The 16,696-nt window shown below is 44.3% G+C and carries 15 protein-coding genes; 9 read left to right on the top strand and 6 right to left on the bottom strand.

Annotated elements, in window-relative coordinates; translation table 11 throughout:
* Window positions 1-173 precede the first annotated feature (173 nt).
* The 6 genes from ACH0AB_RS07710 (at window position 174) to ACH0AB_RS07685 (ending at window position 6,430) form a co-directional block, all read left to right on the top strand.
* Window positions 174-1,802 (top strand): cytochrome ubiquinol oxidase subunit I, encoded by a 1,629-nt coding sequence (locus ACH0AB_RS07710; RefSeq protein WP_312539874.1) that lies wholly within the window; start codon window positions 174-176, stop codon window positions 1,800-1,802.
* On the top strand, window positions 1,795-2,931 hold the full coding sequence (gene cydB / locus ACH0AB_RS07705) for a cytochrome d ubiquinol oxidase subunit II (RefSeq protein ID WP_406877809.1): 1,137 nt from the start codon (window positions 1,795-1,797) through the stop codon (window positions 2,929-2,931). Before ACH0AB_RS07710 ends, cydB begins: the two co-directional genes overlap by 8 nt.
* A gap of 32 nt (window positions 2,932-2,963) precedes the next feature.
* Window positions 2,964-3,176, top strand: a complete 213-nt coding sequence (gene cydX / locus ACH0AB_RS07700; RefSeq protein ID WP_007116301.1) for a cytochrome bd-I oxidase subunit CydX — start codon at window positions 2,964-2,966, stop codon at window positions 3,174-3,176.
* Between the two features lie 270 nt (window positions 3,177-3,446).
* Complete coding sequence (locus ACH0AB_RS07695) at window positions 3,447-4,733, top strand: ammonium transporter (protein ID WP_406877808.1); 1,287 nt, start codon at window positions 3,447-3,449, stop codon at window positions 4,731-4,733.
* Window positions 4,734-4,840: 107 nt separating this feature from the next.
* Complete coding sequence (locus ACH0AB_RS07690) at window positions 4,841-5,605, top strand: hypothetical protein (protein WP_406877805.1); 765 nt, start codon at window positions 4,841-4,843, stop codon at window positions 5,603-5,605.
* A 252-nt stretch (window positions 5,606-5,857) separates the two neighbouring features.
* Window positions 5,858-6,430: a BLUF domain-containing protein gene (locus ACH0AB_RS07685; RefSeq protein WP_406877804.1), complete on the top strand. Its 573-nt coding sequence runs from the start codon at window positions 5,858-5,860 to the stop codon at window positions 6,428-6,430.
* 161 nt (window positions 6,431-6,591) lie between these two features.
* Here the strand turns inward: ACH0AB_RS07685 and ACH0AB_RS07680 are convergent, their stop codons facing one another.
* Both ACH0AB_RS07680 and ACH0AB_RS07675 read right to left on the bottom strand, forming a co-directional pair.
* A complete protein-coding gene (locus ACH0AB_RS07680; RefSeq protein ID WP_406877803.1) occupies window positions 6,592-7,161 on the bottom strand; it encodes a BLUF domain-containing protein in 570 nt (189 codons plus the stop codon).
* 161 nt (window positions 7,162-7,322) lie between these two features.
* On the bottom strand, window positions 7,323-7,754 hold the full coding sequence (locus ACH0AB_RS07675; RefSeq protein WP_406877802.1) for a BLUF domain-containing protein: 432 nt from the start codon (window positions 7,752-7,754) through the stop codon (window positions 7,323-7,325).
* A 205-nt stretch (window positions 7,755-7,959) separates the two neighbouring features.
* Between ACH0AB_RS07675 and ACH0AB_RS07670 the strand changes: the two genes are divergently transcribed.
* Both ACH0AB_RS07670 and ACH0AB_RS07665 read left to right on the top strand, forming a co-directional pair.
* Window positions 7,960-8,904 (top strand): alpha/beta hydrolase, encoded by a 945-nt coding sequence (locus ACH0AB_RS07670; protein WP_406877801.1) that lies wholly within the window; start codon window positions 7,960-7,962, stop codon window positions 8,902-8,904.
* 327 nt (window positions 8,905-9,231) lie between these two features.
* Window positions 9,232-10,686, top strand: coding sequence for an NAD-dependent succinate-semialdehyde dehydrogenase (locus ACH0AB_RS07665; protein ID WP_406877800.1), 1,455 nt, complete (start codon window positions 9,232-9,234; stop codon window positions 10,684-10,686).
* 18 nt (window positions 10,687-10,704) lie between these two features.
* Here the strand turns inward: ACH0AB_RS07665 and ACH0AB_RS07660 are convergent, their stop codons facing one another.
* The 4 genes from ACH0AB_RS07660 to ACH0AB_RS07645 all read right to left on the bottom strand — a co-directional run bounded on the left by ACH0AB_RS07660 (window position 10,705) and on the right by ACH0AB_RS07645 (window position 13,565).
* Complete coding sequence (locus ACH0AB_RS07660) at window positions 10,705-10,836, bottom strand: hypothetical protein (RefSeq protein ID WP_278932185.1); 132 nt, start codon at window positions 10,834-10,836, stop codon at window positions 10,705-10,707.
* Window positions 10,837-10,927: 91 nt separating this feature from the next.
* Window positions 10,928-11,434: a flavin reductase gene (locus ACH0AB_RS07655; RefSeq protein WP_007116291.1), complete on the bottom strand. Its 507-nt coding sequence runs from the start codon at window positions 11,432-11,434 to the stop codon at window positions 10,928-10,930.
* A gap of 20 nt (window positions 11,435-11,454) precedes the next feature.
* Window positions 11,455-12,510 carry a methionine synthase gene (locus tag ACH0AB_RS07650; protein ID WP_406877799.1) on the bottom strand — a complete coding sequence of 352 codons (1,056 nt, stop codon included), beginning with the start codon at window positions 12,508-12,510 and terminating at the stop codon, window positions 11,455-11,457.
* A gap of 77 nt (window positions 12,511-12,587) precedes the next feature.
* A complete protein-coding gene (locus ACH0AB_RS07645; protein WP_406877798.1) occupies window positions 12,588-13,565 on the bottom strand; it encodes a DUF1852 domain-containing protein in 978 nt (325 codons plus the stop codon).
* A gap of 511 nt (window positions 13,566-14,076) precedes the next feature.
* On the opposite strand from ACH0AB_RS07645, the gene ACH0AB_RS07640 reads away from it, so the two are divergent.
* A complete protein-coding gene (locus tag ACH0AB_RS07640) occupies window positions 14,077-16,566 on the top strand; it encodes a glucose/quinate/shikimate family membrane-bound PQQ-dependent dehydrogenase (RefSeq protein ID WP_406877797.1) in 2,490 nt (829 codons plus the stop codon).
* Window positions 16,567-16,696 lie beyond the last annotated feature (130 nt).

The following is a 16,696-nucleotide window of genomic DNA, read 5'->3' as shown; positions in this document are numbered from 1 at the left end:
GTTAAAGGTGTTTGTGGTGAACTTACTTTAGCATGTTGGGCTTCTTTTTTTTATCCTTTCTTATGTCGAATTCAGGTGATTTATATAATGTTTGTAAATAAAAAATTACCCTTTTTTAAACCACGCATGAGGGTAATTGACATCTGAATTGGTTGTCAAACCAAGGAGTCAACATGATAACAGAACATCTCGTCGATATCTCCCGTCTGCAATTTGCAGTCACGGCGTTATATCATTTTTTATTTGTACCCCTCACACTGGGCATGGTGTGGCTGCTGGTCATCATGGAATCCATGTACGTGATGACAGGCAAAGAAGTGTGGAAAGACATGACGCGTTTTTGGGGTAAACTGTTTGGCATCAACTTTGCCTTGGGTGTCACCACCGGCATCACCATGGAATTCCAGTTTGGTACCAACTGGGCGTACTACTCACAATATGTCGGTGATGTTTTTGGTGCGCCGCTTGCCATTGAAGGCTTGATGGCATTTTTTTTAGAATCGACCATGGTCGGACTGTTTTTCTTTGGTTGGGATAGACTGTCGCGCGGACAGCATTTACTGGTGACTATGTTGATGGCACTGGGTACCAATCTATCCGCGTTGTGGATTTTGATTGCCAATGGGTGGATGCAAAATCCAGTTGGCGCAGAGTTTAGTTACCAGACTATGCGCATGGAAATGACCGATTTTGCGGCAGTATTATTTAACCCTGAGGCGCAGAACAAATTCGTACATACCGTCTCTGCCGGCTATACGGTGGGAGCGACCTTTGTGCTTGCCATCTCAGCGTGGTATTTGCTCAAAAAACGCGATGTCGAATTTGCCAAACGCAGCTTTCAAGTCGCGGCGGCATTTGGTTTTGCGTCGATTTGTAGCACCATCGTGCTGGGTGATGAGTCGGGATATTCCATCGGCTTGGCACAGCAAACCAAAATGGCAGCGATAGAGGCGATGTGGGAAACCGAGCCTGCGCCTGCCAGTTTTAATTTGATTGCCGATATCAACCAAGCCGAGCAAAAAAACAACTGGGCAGTGCAAATTCCGTATGTGATGGGCTTAATTGGGACGCGCTCGCTAGATACCCCGATTTTGGGCATCCATGACATCAAAATTATCAATGAAAAACGTATCATCAATGGTCAAAAAGCGGTGGTGCTACTGGATCAATTACGCAGTGCGCCTCCAGGTTCAACCCCAAATCCTGTGACAGTGGCGGAGTTTGAAAAGGTAAAAAAAGACTTGGGCTTTGGGTTATTGCTCAAACGCTATTCGCCAGATGTCAGCAAAGCCACGCCGGCAATGATTAAACAGGCCACCGATGCCACTATTCCACCTATTATCCCGATGTTTTGGTCATTTCGTGCCATGGTAGGTTTGGGCTTTTTATTGTTGGCATTGTTTACGATTAGTCTTTGGTCAAGTGTCAAAGGCAACTTTATCCAAAAACCTTGGCTGTTACGTTGGGCATTATTGATGCTGCCTGCGCCTTGGCTTGCTGCGGAATTTGGTTGGTTTGTTGCCGAGTATGGGCGTCAACCTTGGACGATTTATGGCATGTTGCCAACCTATTTTTCAACCTCCAACATTAGCGTGGCGAATGTGTATGCCTCGCTGGCGGGATTTGTTGGTTTTTATACGGTGCTGCTGATGATTGAAATGTACTTGATGGTGAAATATGCCCGTAAAGGACCTGCGAGTCTAGGTACAGGCAAATACTACGGCGAAGATACTCACAAGGTGCACGTGAGTCCTTCATTAAATTTGCCCCATGATACAGCCGAGGTGAATCATGTTGTTTGATTATGAAACACTCAAAATTATTTGGTGGTTATTGGTCGGTGCGCTGCTCATTGGGTTTGCTATCATGGATGGGCATGATATGGGCGTGTGTTCGTTACTGCCTTTTGTCGGCAAAGATGATGAAGAGCGCCGGGTGATTATCAATACCATTGGTCCGCACTGGGAGGGTAACCAAGTATGGTTTATCACGGCAGGTGGCGCGATTTTTGCGGCATGGCCGATGGTGTATGCCACTGCCTTTAGCGGTTTTTATTGGGCGTTGATGGCAGTATTGTGGGCGTTATTTTTCCGCCCGGTGGGGTTTAAATATCGCAGTATGATACACAATCCAACCTGGCGCAAAGCGTGGGACTGGGGGTTGTTTGTGGGTTCATTTATCCCGGCTGTGGTGTTTGGCGTGGCATTTGGTAATTTGTTTTTAGGCGTGCCTTTTAGTTTTAACAACCATTTGGTATCGACTTACACAGGCTCATTTTGGGCATTACTTAATCCATTTGCCCTACTGTGTGGCTTGATTAGTGCGTCTATGTTGATTATGCAAGGGGGAGCATATTTAGCGCATCGCACCCTCGATGAGGTACAAAATCGTACTCTTAACTACGCTGCTATCAGTAGTATGGTAATGGCAGTGTTGTTTGTGCTGGCAGGGGTATGGATACAATCGATTGACGGCTATCATATCACCAGCCCCATTGACCCCCAAGCCTTACCAAATGTGCTCAATAAAGAGGTGACGCGTCAAGCGGGCGCATGGATGGCAAATTATCATCAGTATCCACTGGCATGGGCATTTCCTGCACTTGGTGTCATCATGCCGCTTGTCACGGCAATATTGCTAAAAGCGCGTAAAACCTTGACCGCATTTATTGCCTCCAGTATTGCTGTGCTTAGTGTAATTATGACGGCAGGGGTGGCGCTGTTTCCGTTTGTCATGCCATCCTCTAGCGATCCACGTTCAAGCTTGACGGTTTGGGACAGTGTATCGAGTCATCTTACCTTGATGATTATGTTGTTTGTCGTGGTGGTGTTATTACCGATGATTGTAGGCTACACCAGCTGGGCATATAACGTGATGCGCGGTAAAGTGACCAAGGCTTATGTTCGAGAGCAAGAGCATTCACTTTACTGACCCAAATCAAGGCAACTCAATAGGAGAACACAATGTGGTATTTTGCGTGGATATTAGGATTGGGGTTTGCGGTATTATTGGCGATTTTAAACGCGCTGTGGCTTGAAAATGCCGATGCGCGTAATAAAGCCTTTAATCCAAAAGCTAAGGACGATAATCCCACCAATGATGGTACGGTGACAGAAGGCAATCCCACTGAAGATATCCATAAAACAGGTAAGACTTCAGATAACGAGTCCTTATAGCCATTAACCTCAACTATTAGCGCTTTAAGTCATCACGGCTTAAAGCGCTTTTTTATGCGTTGTCAAAACCCGCTATTTTTTAATCATTTTCTTATTTGGTACACAATTTGCATTCCTTGTCTTGGCAAAACTGATTAATACTTGAGCGATAGTTTTTTATCGAGGGCATAAGAGCATAAGGGCAAAAGCTTCATGAGAAAATTAAACAATACGGTTCAACGGCATACCAGTAAACGGTTTAATAAAGCCTATAAATGGCTATTATCCGTGATGGTTTTTTATCAACATTCCTCGGTGTACGCTGCGACGCCCACCAATGAGCAGCTATATGACTACCAAAATGTGATGTGGGTAGTTATTGGTGGTTTGCTGGTGTTCTTTATGCAGGCGGGCTTTGCGCTCATTGAAGCAGGCTCAGTGCGTAGTAAAAATACCGTGAATGTGTTGATGAAAAACTACACCGACATGGCGATTGGCGGGTTAATTTTTTATATCTTGGGCTACGGTTTGATGGCAGGCAACAACCCCACAGGTTACGTGGGTCAAAGCGAGTTTTTACCAGAGCAGCTTAGCAATATGCAATGGGCACATTTGTTTTTTCAGATGATGTTTGCCTCCACCGCCGCCACCATTGCCAGTGGTGCGATGGCGGAGCGCATTAAATTTTCAGGGTATCTAATTGGTACGTTGATGACTTGCGGATTGATTTATCCCGTCGTAGCAAGTTGGGCATGGGGTGGCTATTATGGCGGTCAAGGCTGGCTCACCGAGCTTGGATTTATTGATTTTGCCGGCTCTGCGGTGGTGCACTCTGTCGGTGGGTGGTTAGCGCTCGCGGGTATTATCGTCCTTGGACCGCGTATTGGTCGCTTTGCCCCTGATGGCACGCCGCGTTTGATTGCCGGTCATAATCTCACGCTGGTCACATTGGGCGGCTTTATCCTATGGTTGGCGTGGTTTGGATTTAACGCAGGTTCTACACTGACCAGCTCAGGCAACTTGGGCAAAATCATGCTAAATACCCATCTAGCAGGGGTGAGTGCGGTGACGGCTTATTTGCTGATTTCAGGGGTGATGCGTAAGGCGATTTTATTGAGTGATACGGTCAATATCAGCCTTGCAGGATTGGTCGCCATTACCGCAGGCTGTGCGACCATGTCGCCTGTGTATGCGATTGTTACCGGTGTTGGTGCATGTTTGGCGTATTTGGCGGTGAAGCGGTTATTGGACAATGTTCAAATGGATGATGCGGTGTATGCCGTTGCCGTGCATGTGGGCGGCGGTGTGTGGGGTACGCTGGCAGCAGGGCTGTTTTATGAAGGTGATTTATTGAGCACCCATCGTATCATTGTACAGCTGATGGGCATCGCGGCAATGTTTGTTTGGTCGTTTGGACTGGGTATGGTGGTGTATTTTGTGATAGAAAAAACAATCGGTCTTCGCGTACTTGCACAGCATGAGCAACGCGGGCTCGACTTTACCGAACATGCCGAAGGGGCTTACCCTGAATTCCAAGATAGCTTATTTAGTCAGCAAACGCTAACTGAGCGGCACTAGTTTTAAATTTTTGCGGTACCTGTCTGCTCTGTCGTCACAGGTACCCGACCCACCACAGTCATTTGCGTCCATTGTAATTTTATTAACTTTAAATATTTGGCACCGTCATGAACAAAGAAGCTACTATTAAATCTGCGTTAACACCGTTTTTAAAAGATGCTGATATCCGTAAAGCCATGGACATCTTTCATAAAAATTATGCCGATATTACGCCCTACCAAATCCAGCGTTTTGTCCATGAAATTACGCAAGACAACGAAACCAAAGAATATCGCTCAAATATCCGTCGAAGTTTGATGAAAGCGCTGAGTGATTACCAAATGGGTGCAGCCAACCCCCAACCGATAACCCATGATATCCCTAATTTGGGGCAAAATAGGCTAGTAATTCACCCATCACCCAGTCAAGTAGCTATCTCTAACCAAAAACCTGACGCAATATCTGACCCAATATCTAGCCAAACATCTAACCAAATAGCCGCCTTTGAGTTACTGATTGATAGTTTTACGGCGCAATTTTCACCATTATTGGGCAGCCAAATTTTAGACAGTGTCAGGCAGACGATTCATCAGCATCATAATTCATCAAAATCTCGTGGTTTTGGGCTATTAGCTCGCAAGGCAGAAACCAATCAGGCTTTAACCTTAACCATGATTCACTTTTTTGATCAGTTTTTTGGTGGGGACAAACAAAGTGCGTTGACAATGTCCTTGACCGATGCGGATACAGCAGGGTTTAGAACTATCTTATCGATATTTTATCAGCAAGCGTGTCAATGGGCGGGACCTACTGATGCAGATATTGCCTTGGCGCAGGCAAACAAGATTACCAAAGCCAAGTTTGACGTATCTTTGGTTGAAAAATTTATGTAGAATGCCATTTATATAAAATACTACGGATTGACAGTATCATAGTACAATTTTTATGCAGACCTAAAGATGCTGAATGGCAAGTTCCCAGTTCATTTTATTTCCAGGTCCATTTTAGAGAGTTTAGCACTGCGCTTGATACTGTATTGTAGCTTAATTTTATGAGACCAATTCTAGGTGTCATAAGATTAAGTTTTTTTTAACCGATGAAAATTTATTGCAACTGGCTTCCCTCACAAATTTTCGGAAAATGTCATGAATCATCAAATTCAGTATTATGTTTACGCCAGTAAAATAAATTTGACCCAAATTTTTGACCACAATTTATTCACTGATATTCGCGAGCAAGCCCAGTCCAACAATCAAAACCATCATATTACGGGGTTTTTATTGTTTAAGGATGGCAAATTTTTGCAGTATATTGAAGGTCAAAAAGCGGTATGTGAACAATTATTTAACACGATAAAGCAAGACCGACGACATAAAGATATAGTGGTGTTAGACCAGGGACAGCTAGAAAAACGCTATTATCAGCAATGGCTGATGAATTGTTATAACATGGACGAAAAAACCCAAACCCTCGAACTGCTTAATCTTCCAGATATGGTGTACGACTTTGATATTTATCATTGGAGCCAAGCTCATGTACATGAGGTGATGTCACTAATGGCAAAAAACCATTTGCTTGGCATGACTCCCCAAACAGGGAGTTTTTTCTCGGTGATTTATCGCCGCTTTATGGAGCAGAATAAAAAATATTTAATCATTCAACTGCTGATATTAGGTATGTTTTTCATCAGTTTATTGTTCTTAAAAAGCAACTATTAATAGCAAACATTGATTAACGCGATAGGGTATGAGCCTACAGTGAAGACTACCAAATACCCAATAAAGACGTCGAAACAATTGAGTTTAAAAAGCGCATCGTTACCTTGAGCAACGTCTGATGGTTAGCTTTTTTTACTATTAGATTGGCAAAAATCTACAGCTCAATTAACAACATAAATATCACCAACCATGGAACCGTGATGACAGTAAGCGTGAAAAAAAAGGTGTTTTTTGACATGGTGTTTGATGATGGCGCCGATATAGCTTCCTGCTTTGACTTGGTAGGGCGCAATATCAGCATCATCGCGCTCATAGAATGCGACCATGTCATTGAGTAATTGCTCGACCTGTTCGGTCTGCCATTGGTAGGTTTCAAACTTTGCTAACAGCTCGCTAATCATTGGGGTTGTATGGGATATGCCGGGTGTCACACATAGCATATCGCATTGCTTAAAGCGTTTAGCAGGGGTGGTACCTTGATGGATAAGATGAATTTTATGGTGGCGTTTATCATGGGTGATAGCGAGGTACAAATTCGCTATATACATTTCACTACCTTCCATAAAATGCAGAAAGCGACCATCTTTAAATAGGATAAAACCCATGATGCCTGTTTTTTGATTGTTATCTTTGGCACTTTGATAAATTTGGGTAAATGTGCTGGGCTTTAAAGCGGCTGACCAAGTAAGTGAACTGGTATAAGTCAGGTAGTAAGTAGGGGGAGACATCATCGTAGAACTCCTCAGCCATACTCTTTATATGTTACTTTGAGTGTAGCATAATAATTTTTTAATGTTATGATTAATTTAGCATCATCTATCTAAACTAAAGTATAACCCTTAATTCATACAAAAATAAATTAAAGTTTATAAATTTTTTTAGGGTAAAAAATTTAATTATTTTTATGATGCTGTGTTTGCATATCTGTGATTAGCTCATTTACTTCCGATGACTGCCAATCGGTGGGGGTAAACGCTTGAAATAGTCGGCTAATGGATAAATTATTCACATCCTTATCAATGTCAATACAGTACATATCCCATTTTTTGAACCGCGGCTGCTCCCGATGACCCTCGGTAATTATTTTTAAATTTTTATGGCGATAATCTTTAAGTAAATTTTGGTACAGATGAGTGACCAATGCCTTATCCCCTTCCAAATATTGAAAAAAATGCCCATTTTTGAATAGCAAAAATCCCGTGATGTGTTGGGTATGATTGTTTTGCCTAGAAATCCCCTCGATAGTTTTGAAAGTAAACGGATTAATCGCGCCTAGTAAGGTGATTTTACTGGTGTAGGTTAAATAATAAATAGCATCACACATAACGATATCCAACATAAGGTTACCGCTTTTACCAATTCACTACAGCAGGCATTTGATTAACGCTTATAAGCGATTATACTTAACAAAAAGCCATTTTCTTACATAAATATTTAATCATTTCAAATTTAACGTCCTAACTTGAAAACTTACTTATTTAAAAAAGCAAAAACCTTAAAAAAGAGAAACCCTTAACAAAGAGAAACCTATGTCAAATTCATCGACCCACGCTACAAAACACCCGTCATCCGCCACCGTCCGCTTGAATAAATACAAACTTGGAACTGCTGCGGTTATAGCCCTTGTGGGGTTAAGTTTGACAGGCTGTCAGGCCATGGCGACAAAAAACGCACCAATCGCCGCAAAAGCTGATAGCACTAGCACTGTGTCAAATGGTATTAAAACCATCAAAAATATTGCCTATGGCACAGATACCCGCCAACAACTCGATATTTATACCCCGGCAGACGGTCAGCGTCACCCTGTGTTGATATTTGTATACGGGGGCAGCTGGCAACATGGCAAACGCCAAACCTATGGCTTTGTCGGTAAGCAGTTTGCCAAGTCGGGCTACACCACAGTGGTGGTGGATTATCGCTTAGCCCCTGCAAACGTATTCCCAGATTATGTGCTCGATACAGCCAGCGCCATGGGTTGGGTGTATCGCAATATCGCCCAATATGGCGGCAATCCTAATCAGCTGTTTGTCATGGGGCATTCTGCAGGGGCGTTTAATGTGGTATCTGCGGTGGATGATAGCCGTTTTTGGAAAACCACCGGCATTCCCAACAAGGCAATATTAGGCGTGATTGGACTAGCAGGGCCGTATGATTACGATTTTCGTAGCGGTACTACCAAAGTTGCCTTTCCAGCTGATAGCACCCGCCAGCAAGTGATGCCTGTGTATCATATCCGCCAAGATGTACCCCCGCATTTGTTGGTCACAGGTAGTAAAGATATGATTGTCTACCCACAAAATGCTGATAGCCTACAAAAAGCGCTGACCCAAGCAGGCGGCAACGTGGAACGGGTGCAAGTCCCTGCCACTCATGTAGGCGTCGTCATTGGTTTGGCAGCACCGTTACAGTCTTTTTATCCCACCTTTAACAAGGTCAATGATTTTATGCAGCGGCATTTGCCAACAGCGCAGTGAGAAAGATTTTCAATAAAAATTTTAAAGCAGCGGCAATTTTCACAGACTCATGCAGTCAAATGCATACCGCTGCTGAGCCAGTAGCCTCAAATGCGATGAAAGAATCAAAACCGAGTTGACGTAACCGACTCGGTTTGTATTTTTATGCAATTATTTATGCCATTTACTCTCTAATCTTTGCTGCAATTTTTACCACCTAGACAGCTGCTGCAACATAATGACGCTATTGCAGGTAGCTGTTATCAGCTTATAATAAACGGCATTGACCTGCTTATCATAAAAAAGTTTACAATATCCTCATAACAACATAACGAACAGGAAATCCTGATGCTACCACTTAAAGACCCAACCTTACTCAAAACCCAATCCCTCATTGACAACCAATGGTTAGATGCAACGGATCGTACTACCATTGATGTCACCAATCCATTTGACAACCAAGTGATTGCCACCATACCCAGCCTAGAAAAATCCCAAGTCGTCGACGCCGTCGCCATTGCCCACAAAGCGCAAATAGACTGGGCACAAAAAACCGCCAACGAGCGCGCAGCTATTTTAAACAAATGGGCGGATTTAATCGACCAAAATAAAGAAGATTTGGCGACCATCATGACCGCTGAGCAAGGCAAGCCAATCACCGAATCGCGCGGTGAAATCGGCTATGCCAATAGCTTTATCCGCTGGTTTGCCGAAGAAGGCAAACGCATCTATGGCGACATCATCCCTAGCACCAACAAAGACCTACGCTACGTGGTGTTAAAGCAACCCATCGGTGTCTGCGCAGCGATTACCCCGTGGAATTTCCCCGCCGCCATGATTACCCGCAAAGTTGCCCCTGCCTTAGCTGCTGGCTGTAGCATAATCGTCAAACCTGCCACAGAAACCCCCTTGACCGCATTAGCACTGGGCGAACTTGCCATACGTGCAGGCTTACCTGCAGGCTTGCTACAAATCGTTACCGGTAAATCCTCAGTGATTGGTGAAGTGCTCACCCAAGATGAACGTATCCATAAATTGTCATTCACTGGCTCTACCGAAGTTGGTCGCGTGCTGATGTCACAATGTGCGTCCACGGTCAAAAAACTCTCAATGGAGCTTGGCGGTAATGCACCCTTTATCATCTTTGATGATGCGGATTTAGAAAAAGCAGCAACCGGTCTTATCGCTTCCAAATACCGTAATGCGGGGCAAACCTGCGTGTGTGCCAATCGCGTGTATGTGCAAGCAAGCATCAAGGATAAATTTTTAGCCATCTTCAAACAAAAAGTCGAAGCACTAAAAGTCGGTAACGGTATGACAGAGGGCGTAAATATCGGTCCGCTCATCAACCAAGGTGCAATGGATAAAGTCGAGCAGTTACTTGCAGATGCGGTCAACAAAGGCGCGACAATTGTAACTGGGGGTAAAAGACATGCAGCATCAGCGTTAAGTTTTGAGCCAACTGTTATCACGGGTATTACCGATGACATGGATATCGCCAGCCAAGAGATTTTTGGTCCTGTTGCGCCCGTGTTTGTGTTTGATAGCGATGATGAGGTGATTGCCCATGCCAACAACACGATTTATGGATTAGCGGCGTATTTTTATACCCAAAGTCTAGCTCGCTCGTGGAAAGTGTGTGAAGGACTCGAATATGGTATGGTCGCCCAAAACACCGGGCTGTTATCAACCGAAGTTGCACCATTTGGCGGTGTCAAACAATCAGGCTTTGGGCGTGAAGGCTCAAAGTATGGCATTGAAGATTATGTGACTACCAAGTATTGGTGTATTGATGTGCAATAATAATTCAATCGTCCAAGTTCATGGCATACATTGCCATGATTGCCCGTTACATTCAACCAGTTTTAGGACGATGTTGAGCGGTGTTTGCCCCATATGTAGCATGGTAAATTTGTATAAATCCGTGTCCAACAAAGACTTAATAATCGCCATTACCCATCCTAAATTCTGTAACTATTGATAAGAGTGACTACTTTAGCATTAATTCGCTTGGATTGTACAAAATCTGACTCTGTGCTTGGCATTATGGTTGGTTGGGCGTTTCGACTTTAATTTTATTGACGGCATGGTATTCACGATTAAAATACACCAAGCCTGTCTGGTCTTTGCCTTGTTGTATGGCTTCGATACGACAAATAAAAATCCCGTGTGTGCCGACTTCCTGGATTTGCTCGATTTGGCAATCAAAGCTCGCCAAGGCATTGTCCAAAATCGGTGATTGGGTCATCAAGGTATGCCATGTGCCATGCTCAAAGCGCGCTTGCGCTTCGAGTTTTGATGCAAAAACCGCAGATAATGGTGCATGATGATCGGCAAGCACATTCACCGCCAATACCTTGTTTTGCACGAAATATTCATACGAGCGTGAGGCGGTATTCATGCATACGAGCAAGGTCGGTGGGGTATCGGTTACACTGCACACCGCCGATGCAGTAAAGCCATGACGACCCGCAGGACCATCGGTAGTGACCACATTGACCGCAGCCGATAACATCGACATGGCATTTCTAAAATCAGTAACGTCAACCATTATTTTTTCCAAAGTACTTTTTAAATTATGAGGTCGTCCAATTGATGCGTGGCTAAATAGTCATTTCGGATGAGCTTGGCGCCTTGTGCTAAGGCAGACAACTTGCCTTGTGCCACATGACGGGGGAGCGGCGCCATCCCGCAATTGGTACAAGGGTACAAATTTTCAGCATCCACAAACTGCAAGGCTTTATGTAGCGTTGCTGCCACTTGCTCAGGCGTTTCTATCTGATGCGTCGCCACATCAATCGCGCCCACCATCACTTTTTTGCCACGAATCAATTCGATAAGTTCCATCGGTACGCGCGAATTGTGACATTCTAGCGACACCATATCAATCGCCGATTGCTGTAGTTTGGGGAAGATGGCTTCATATTGTCGCCATTCACTGCCCAAGGTTTGTTTCCAATCGGTATTGGCTTTGATACCATAACCATAACAGATATGGACGGCGGTGTCACATTTCAACCCTTCGATAGCACGTTCAAGTGCCGCAATGCCCCAATCATTAACTTCATCAAAAAATACATTAAAGGCAGGCTCATCAAATTGAATAATATCAACCCCTGCCGCCTCGAGTTCTTTGGCTTCTTGGTTGAGTAGGGTGGCAAATTCCCAAGCCAGCTTTTCGCGGCTGCCGTAGTATTGGTCACTTAAGGTATCAATCATGGTCATGGGTCCAGGTAGCGCCCATTTGATAGGTTTGTCTGTGTGCTGACGTAAAAACTTGGCGTCCTCAGCAAATACCGATTGCGGGCGCGACACCGTACCCACCACAGTCGGCACACTCGCTTCATAGCGATTGCGAATTTTTACCGTAGCGCGATTGGCAAAATCAACCCCATCTAGATGCTCAATAAAGGTGGTGACAAAATGTTGGCGGGTTTGTTCGCCATCACTCACAATATCAACGCCTGCCGCTAGTTGCTGCTGCAATGATACCAATAACGCATCTTGTTTGCCTTGGACAAGCGCGCTGTCTGTCAGCTTCCAAGGTGACCAAAGTTGTTCAGGTTCAGCAAGCCAGCTTGGTTTAGGCAGGCTACCTGCCGTTGATGTTGGAAAAAGTGTCGTCATTGTTTTCTCTTTAATTGTTTGGTGTTAGCAAAACTGCTTAAGCGACTTACTAAGCTACTTGGGTTAAGCTACTTGGGTTAAGCGACTTGGGAATTTAACCATTCTTGTAACAAAGTTTGATAGGGTTTGATAAAGTGGGTTTCTGTGTATTGACCTTGTTGAATCGCTAGCTGGCTACGTTCTTCACGGTCATACTCGATTTTGGTCAGTGAATAATCCTCATGATTTAAACTGGGCTGATAGCTTTGACCTGCCACGCTATTGGCGTTATAAATCTCAGGACGATAAATTTTTTGGAACGTTTCCATCGTGCTAATCGCGCTGATAAGCTCAAGGTTGGTGTAGTCGTTGAGCAAATCACCTTTAAAATAAAATGCAAAAGGTGCCACTGATTTTGGCGGCATAAAATAACGCACCGATAACCCCATTTTGCTAAAGTACTCATCTGTCAGCGAATATGCGTCTTGTACATATTCAGTGCCCAAAATCGGATGACAATTGGCGGTTTGGGTATAAGTCTTGGTGGTCGACACACTGAGACAGATCACCGGGGGTTTGTTAAATTGCTCACGATAGGCAGGCGAGTTCAGCACATACTCAAACAACTTACCATGCAAATCCCCAAACCGCTCGGGCACGCTAAACGATGGCTGGTTTTTGTTATGCGCCAATAGCCATACACTAAAGTCATAATCGCGCACATAGGAAGAAAAACTGTTCCCCACAATGCCATCGATTCGCTGCTGGGTCTGGGTGTCAAAGATAACGGTTTTTAAAATCTCAATAGCCGGAAAGCTGTCTTTCGTACCCGCTATCTCAAGATTGGCAGAGACAATCTCAAGCTCGACCTGATAGCGGTCGCCCGTCACATTGTCCCAATGTGCCAAGTCATTAAATCGACGGTTAATCATTTGCAGGGTATTGCGTAAGTTTTGCTCGCGGTGTTCCCCCCGTGCCAGATTGGCAAAGTTGGTAGTCAGCCTAGTATCTTTGGCAGGTTGGTAGTTTTCATCAAATGCAATGGTTTTGATATGACAATCAATCGGTAAAGTCATGTCTATAATCTCCGTAACAGTCACGCAAAAAATTTTCTTTTAGCACCCTACGATTACTAAAAATCGTCACTGCTAAAAGTACAAAGACAGTTATACGCTAAAATGCAGATGAATAAAAACGAATTAAAATTTAAAAATGATGAATTTTATTCATTTTAGGTTTTTCCTTGAATAAAAAATGGCTAGAGAGTGTCTAACAGTTTTTTATTGGCAGCACTGAGATTTGGTATTAGCGATGTCAAAATTTCCTAACATAGATTCAGCGAAGCTAGTGATGCTGTGTATTTTTTGAGGTTGAAGAAGATTAATTTTGTTAGAAGTTTTGCACATTCAATAAAAGTTGATAGTTAAAAAATAATTTATGCAACAAAGTAATAAATTTTGTACGTATAAAACAAGTAATTCGCCATCAGAAAGGTTAACTTACCAATTACCAACATTAAGCTACAAGTCTGTAGCATTAAAGGGTGAATAGCCCGCTCTATAATCACGGGAAAATAAGGAGGGTGATATGACAATAAGCAATCATCAAAATATACCCTCGTCAGCAATCAATGCGGTAAAACCACCCTATATCACGATGGCGATTTTTGCCATCATAGGCTTTGTATTATTGTTTGGCGGGATTTATCTCATTAGTTTGGGCGGCTCGTGGTACTACTTGGTAGCCGGTATTTGGATATTAGCTACGGCGGTATTACTTAAAAAACGCGCTGCATTGGCGCTCTGGCTGTTTGCTGCCTTATTGGTTGTGACAGCGGTATGGTCGCTATGGGAAGTGGGCAGCGATTTTTGGGCACTCGCACCTAGACTTGATATTTTAACCTTTATGGGGATCTGGTTATGGTTGCCACATATCACCCGCTATGTTAAATCTCATCAGTCAATTAACCCTGCAGATCCATCATCAACGCCTAAACCAACGTTATTTGATCATACTTGGCTCACCCCGGTTCGACATGGCTTAGGCTTAGTCATTCTATCAATTTTTGCGTTGATGGGTTATGCCGCTTTTCATGACCCCCAAGAAATCAACGGAACCATCACCCGTGCGCAGCCTACGCCAAAACCATTGGCAGGCATTGCTCCTGGCGATTGGACCGATTATGGACGTACGCCTGAAGGTACACGCTATTCGCCTTTGACCCAAATCAATGATAGCAATGTCAAAAATCTTAAAGAAGCGTGGACGTTTCGTACTGGCGACTTTAAAACCGCCAATGATTCTGGGGAAACCACCAACCAAGTCACCCCGCTTAAAGTCAACAATACCTTATATTTTTGTACCGCGCATCAGTTTTTGATTGCGCTTGACCCTGCCACAGGTAAACAAAAATGGCGGTTTGATCCGAAACTTAAATCAGATAAAACCTTCCAACATTTGACCTGCCGTGGGGTATCGTATCACGATGACGCCAATGTCAGTAAAAATGCTGCCAGTTTACAAGCGCGCCAAACTAAATCGGCGCTTTGCCCGCGCAAAATTATTTTGCCGGTCAATGATGGTCGCTTAGTCGCCGTCAATGCCGATACGGGTCAACGTTGTAGCGATTTTGGTACCAATGGTGAAGTCAATCTGCAACAAGATATGCCATACCCCTATCCCGGTGGCTATAACCCAACGTCACCACCTGTAGTGACAGGGACGACGATTGTTATCGGTGGGTCTGTGACTGACAACCTCTCTACTAAAGAGCCTTCGGGCGTTATCCGTGGCTATGATGTTAATACCGGTAAATTAATGTGGGTGTTTGACACAGGCGCAGAAGACCCCAACGCCATCCCAGCACCTGGGCAAAAATTTGTACACAACTCGCCAAATGCATGGGCGCCGCTTGCATATGATAGCCAAGCCGATGTCGTATATGTGCCTGTCGGTGTTGGTACGCCAGATATTTGGGGTGGTAATCGTGACCGACTACAAGAGCGTTTTGCCAATTCGGTTGTTGCGCTCAATGGCACCACAGGTAAAGTGCTGTGGAGTTTCCAGACTACGCATCATGACTTGTGGGATATGGACGTACCCTCGCAGCCAACCATTGCAGAATTGACCGACCAAACGGGTAAAACAACGCCTGTGGTCTATGTCACCACCAAAACGGGCAATGTGTTTGTCCTTGACCGGCGTACTGGTAAACCTGTGGTACCGGTGACAGAACGCGCCGTGCCGCAAACGGTCAAACGCGGTAACCAAACCAAAGGTGAAAAATACGCTGCCACTCAGCCATTTTCTGAGTTAAACCTTGCGCCACCGAATCCGCTGCAGGATAAAGATATGTGGGGCGCGACCATGTTTGACCAACTATATTGCCGTGCGTATTTTAAATCACTCAATTATGAGGGTATCTATACGCCACCATCAGAAAACGGTACTTTGGTTTTCCCAGGCAACTTAGGGGTATTTGAATGGGGCGGTATTTCAGTCAATCCTGATCGCCAAGTCGCGGTGATGAATCCTTTAGCGTTACCTTTCGTCAGTACTTTGATTCCACAAGATCCTAACCGTCCACAAAAAGAAAAAGGCGCAGGCACTGAGCAAGGCGTCCAGCCTATGTATGGTGCGCCTTATGGTGTTGAAATCAAACCTTTCTTATCACCTGTCGGATTACCTTGTAAACAACCTGGCTGGGGCTATGTGGCAGGGGTGGACTTGACCACGCATCAAATCGTGTGGAAAAAACGTATCGGTACTATCCGTGATAGCTTGCCAAAACTGATGCAGTTACCGCCATTAAAAATCGGTGTACCCGGACTGGGTGGTTCGATTTCGACAGCGGGAAATGTGATGTTTGTCGCGGCGACCCAAGATAATTATATCCGTGCCTTTAATGTCAGCAACGGCGATAAACTCTGGGAAGCACGTTTGCCGGCTGGTGGACAAGCCACGCCAATGACCTATGAGATTAATGGCAAACAGTATGTGGTCATTATGGCAGGTGGGCATGGCTCGTTTGGCACCAAGATGGGTGACTACATGGTTGCCTATGCGTTACCCGATTAGTAATAAATGTTCTAAAAAAACCACGTTAACACTTTAACGTGGTTTTTTTTATGACCCTAGATTAAGTGGGTAGTATATTTATCATAATTTATATCAGTAATTACACAACACGGTTTTTAGCAAGCGTTTA

It is taken from the genome of Moraxella sp. 179-F 1C4 NHS (assembly GCF_045370505.1).
Taxonomy (GTDB): domain Bacteria; phylum Pseudomonadota; class Gammaproteobacteria; order Pseudomonadales; family Moraxellaceae; genus Faucicola; species Faucicola tetraodonis.
This window is presented reverse-complemented; position numbering and strand designations above follow the sequence as displayed.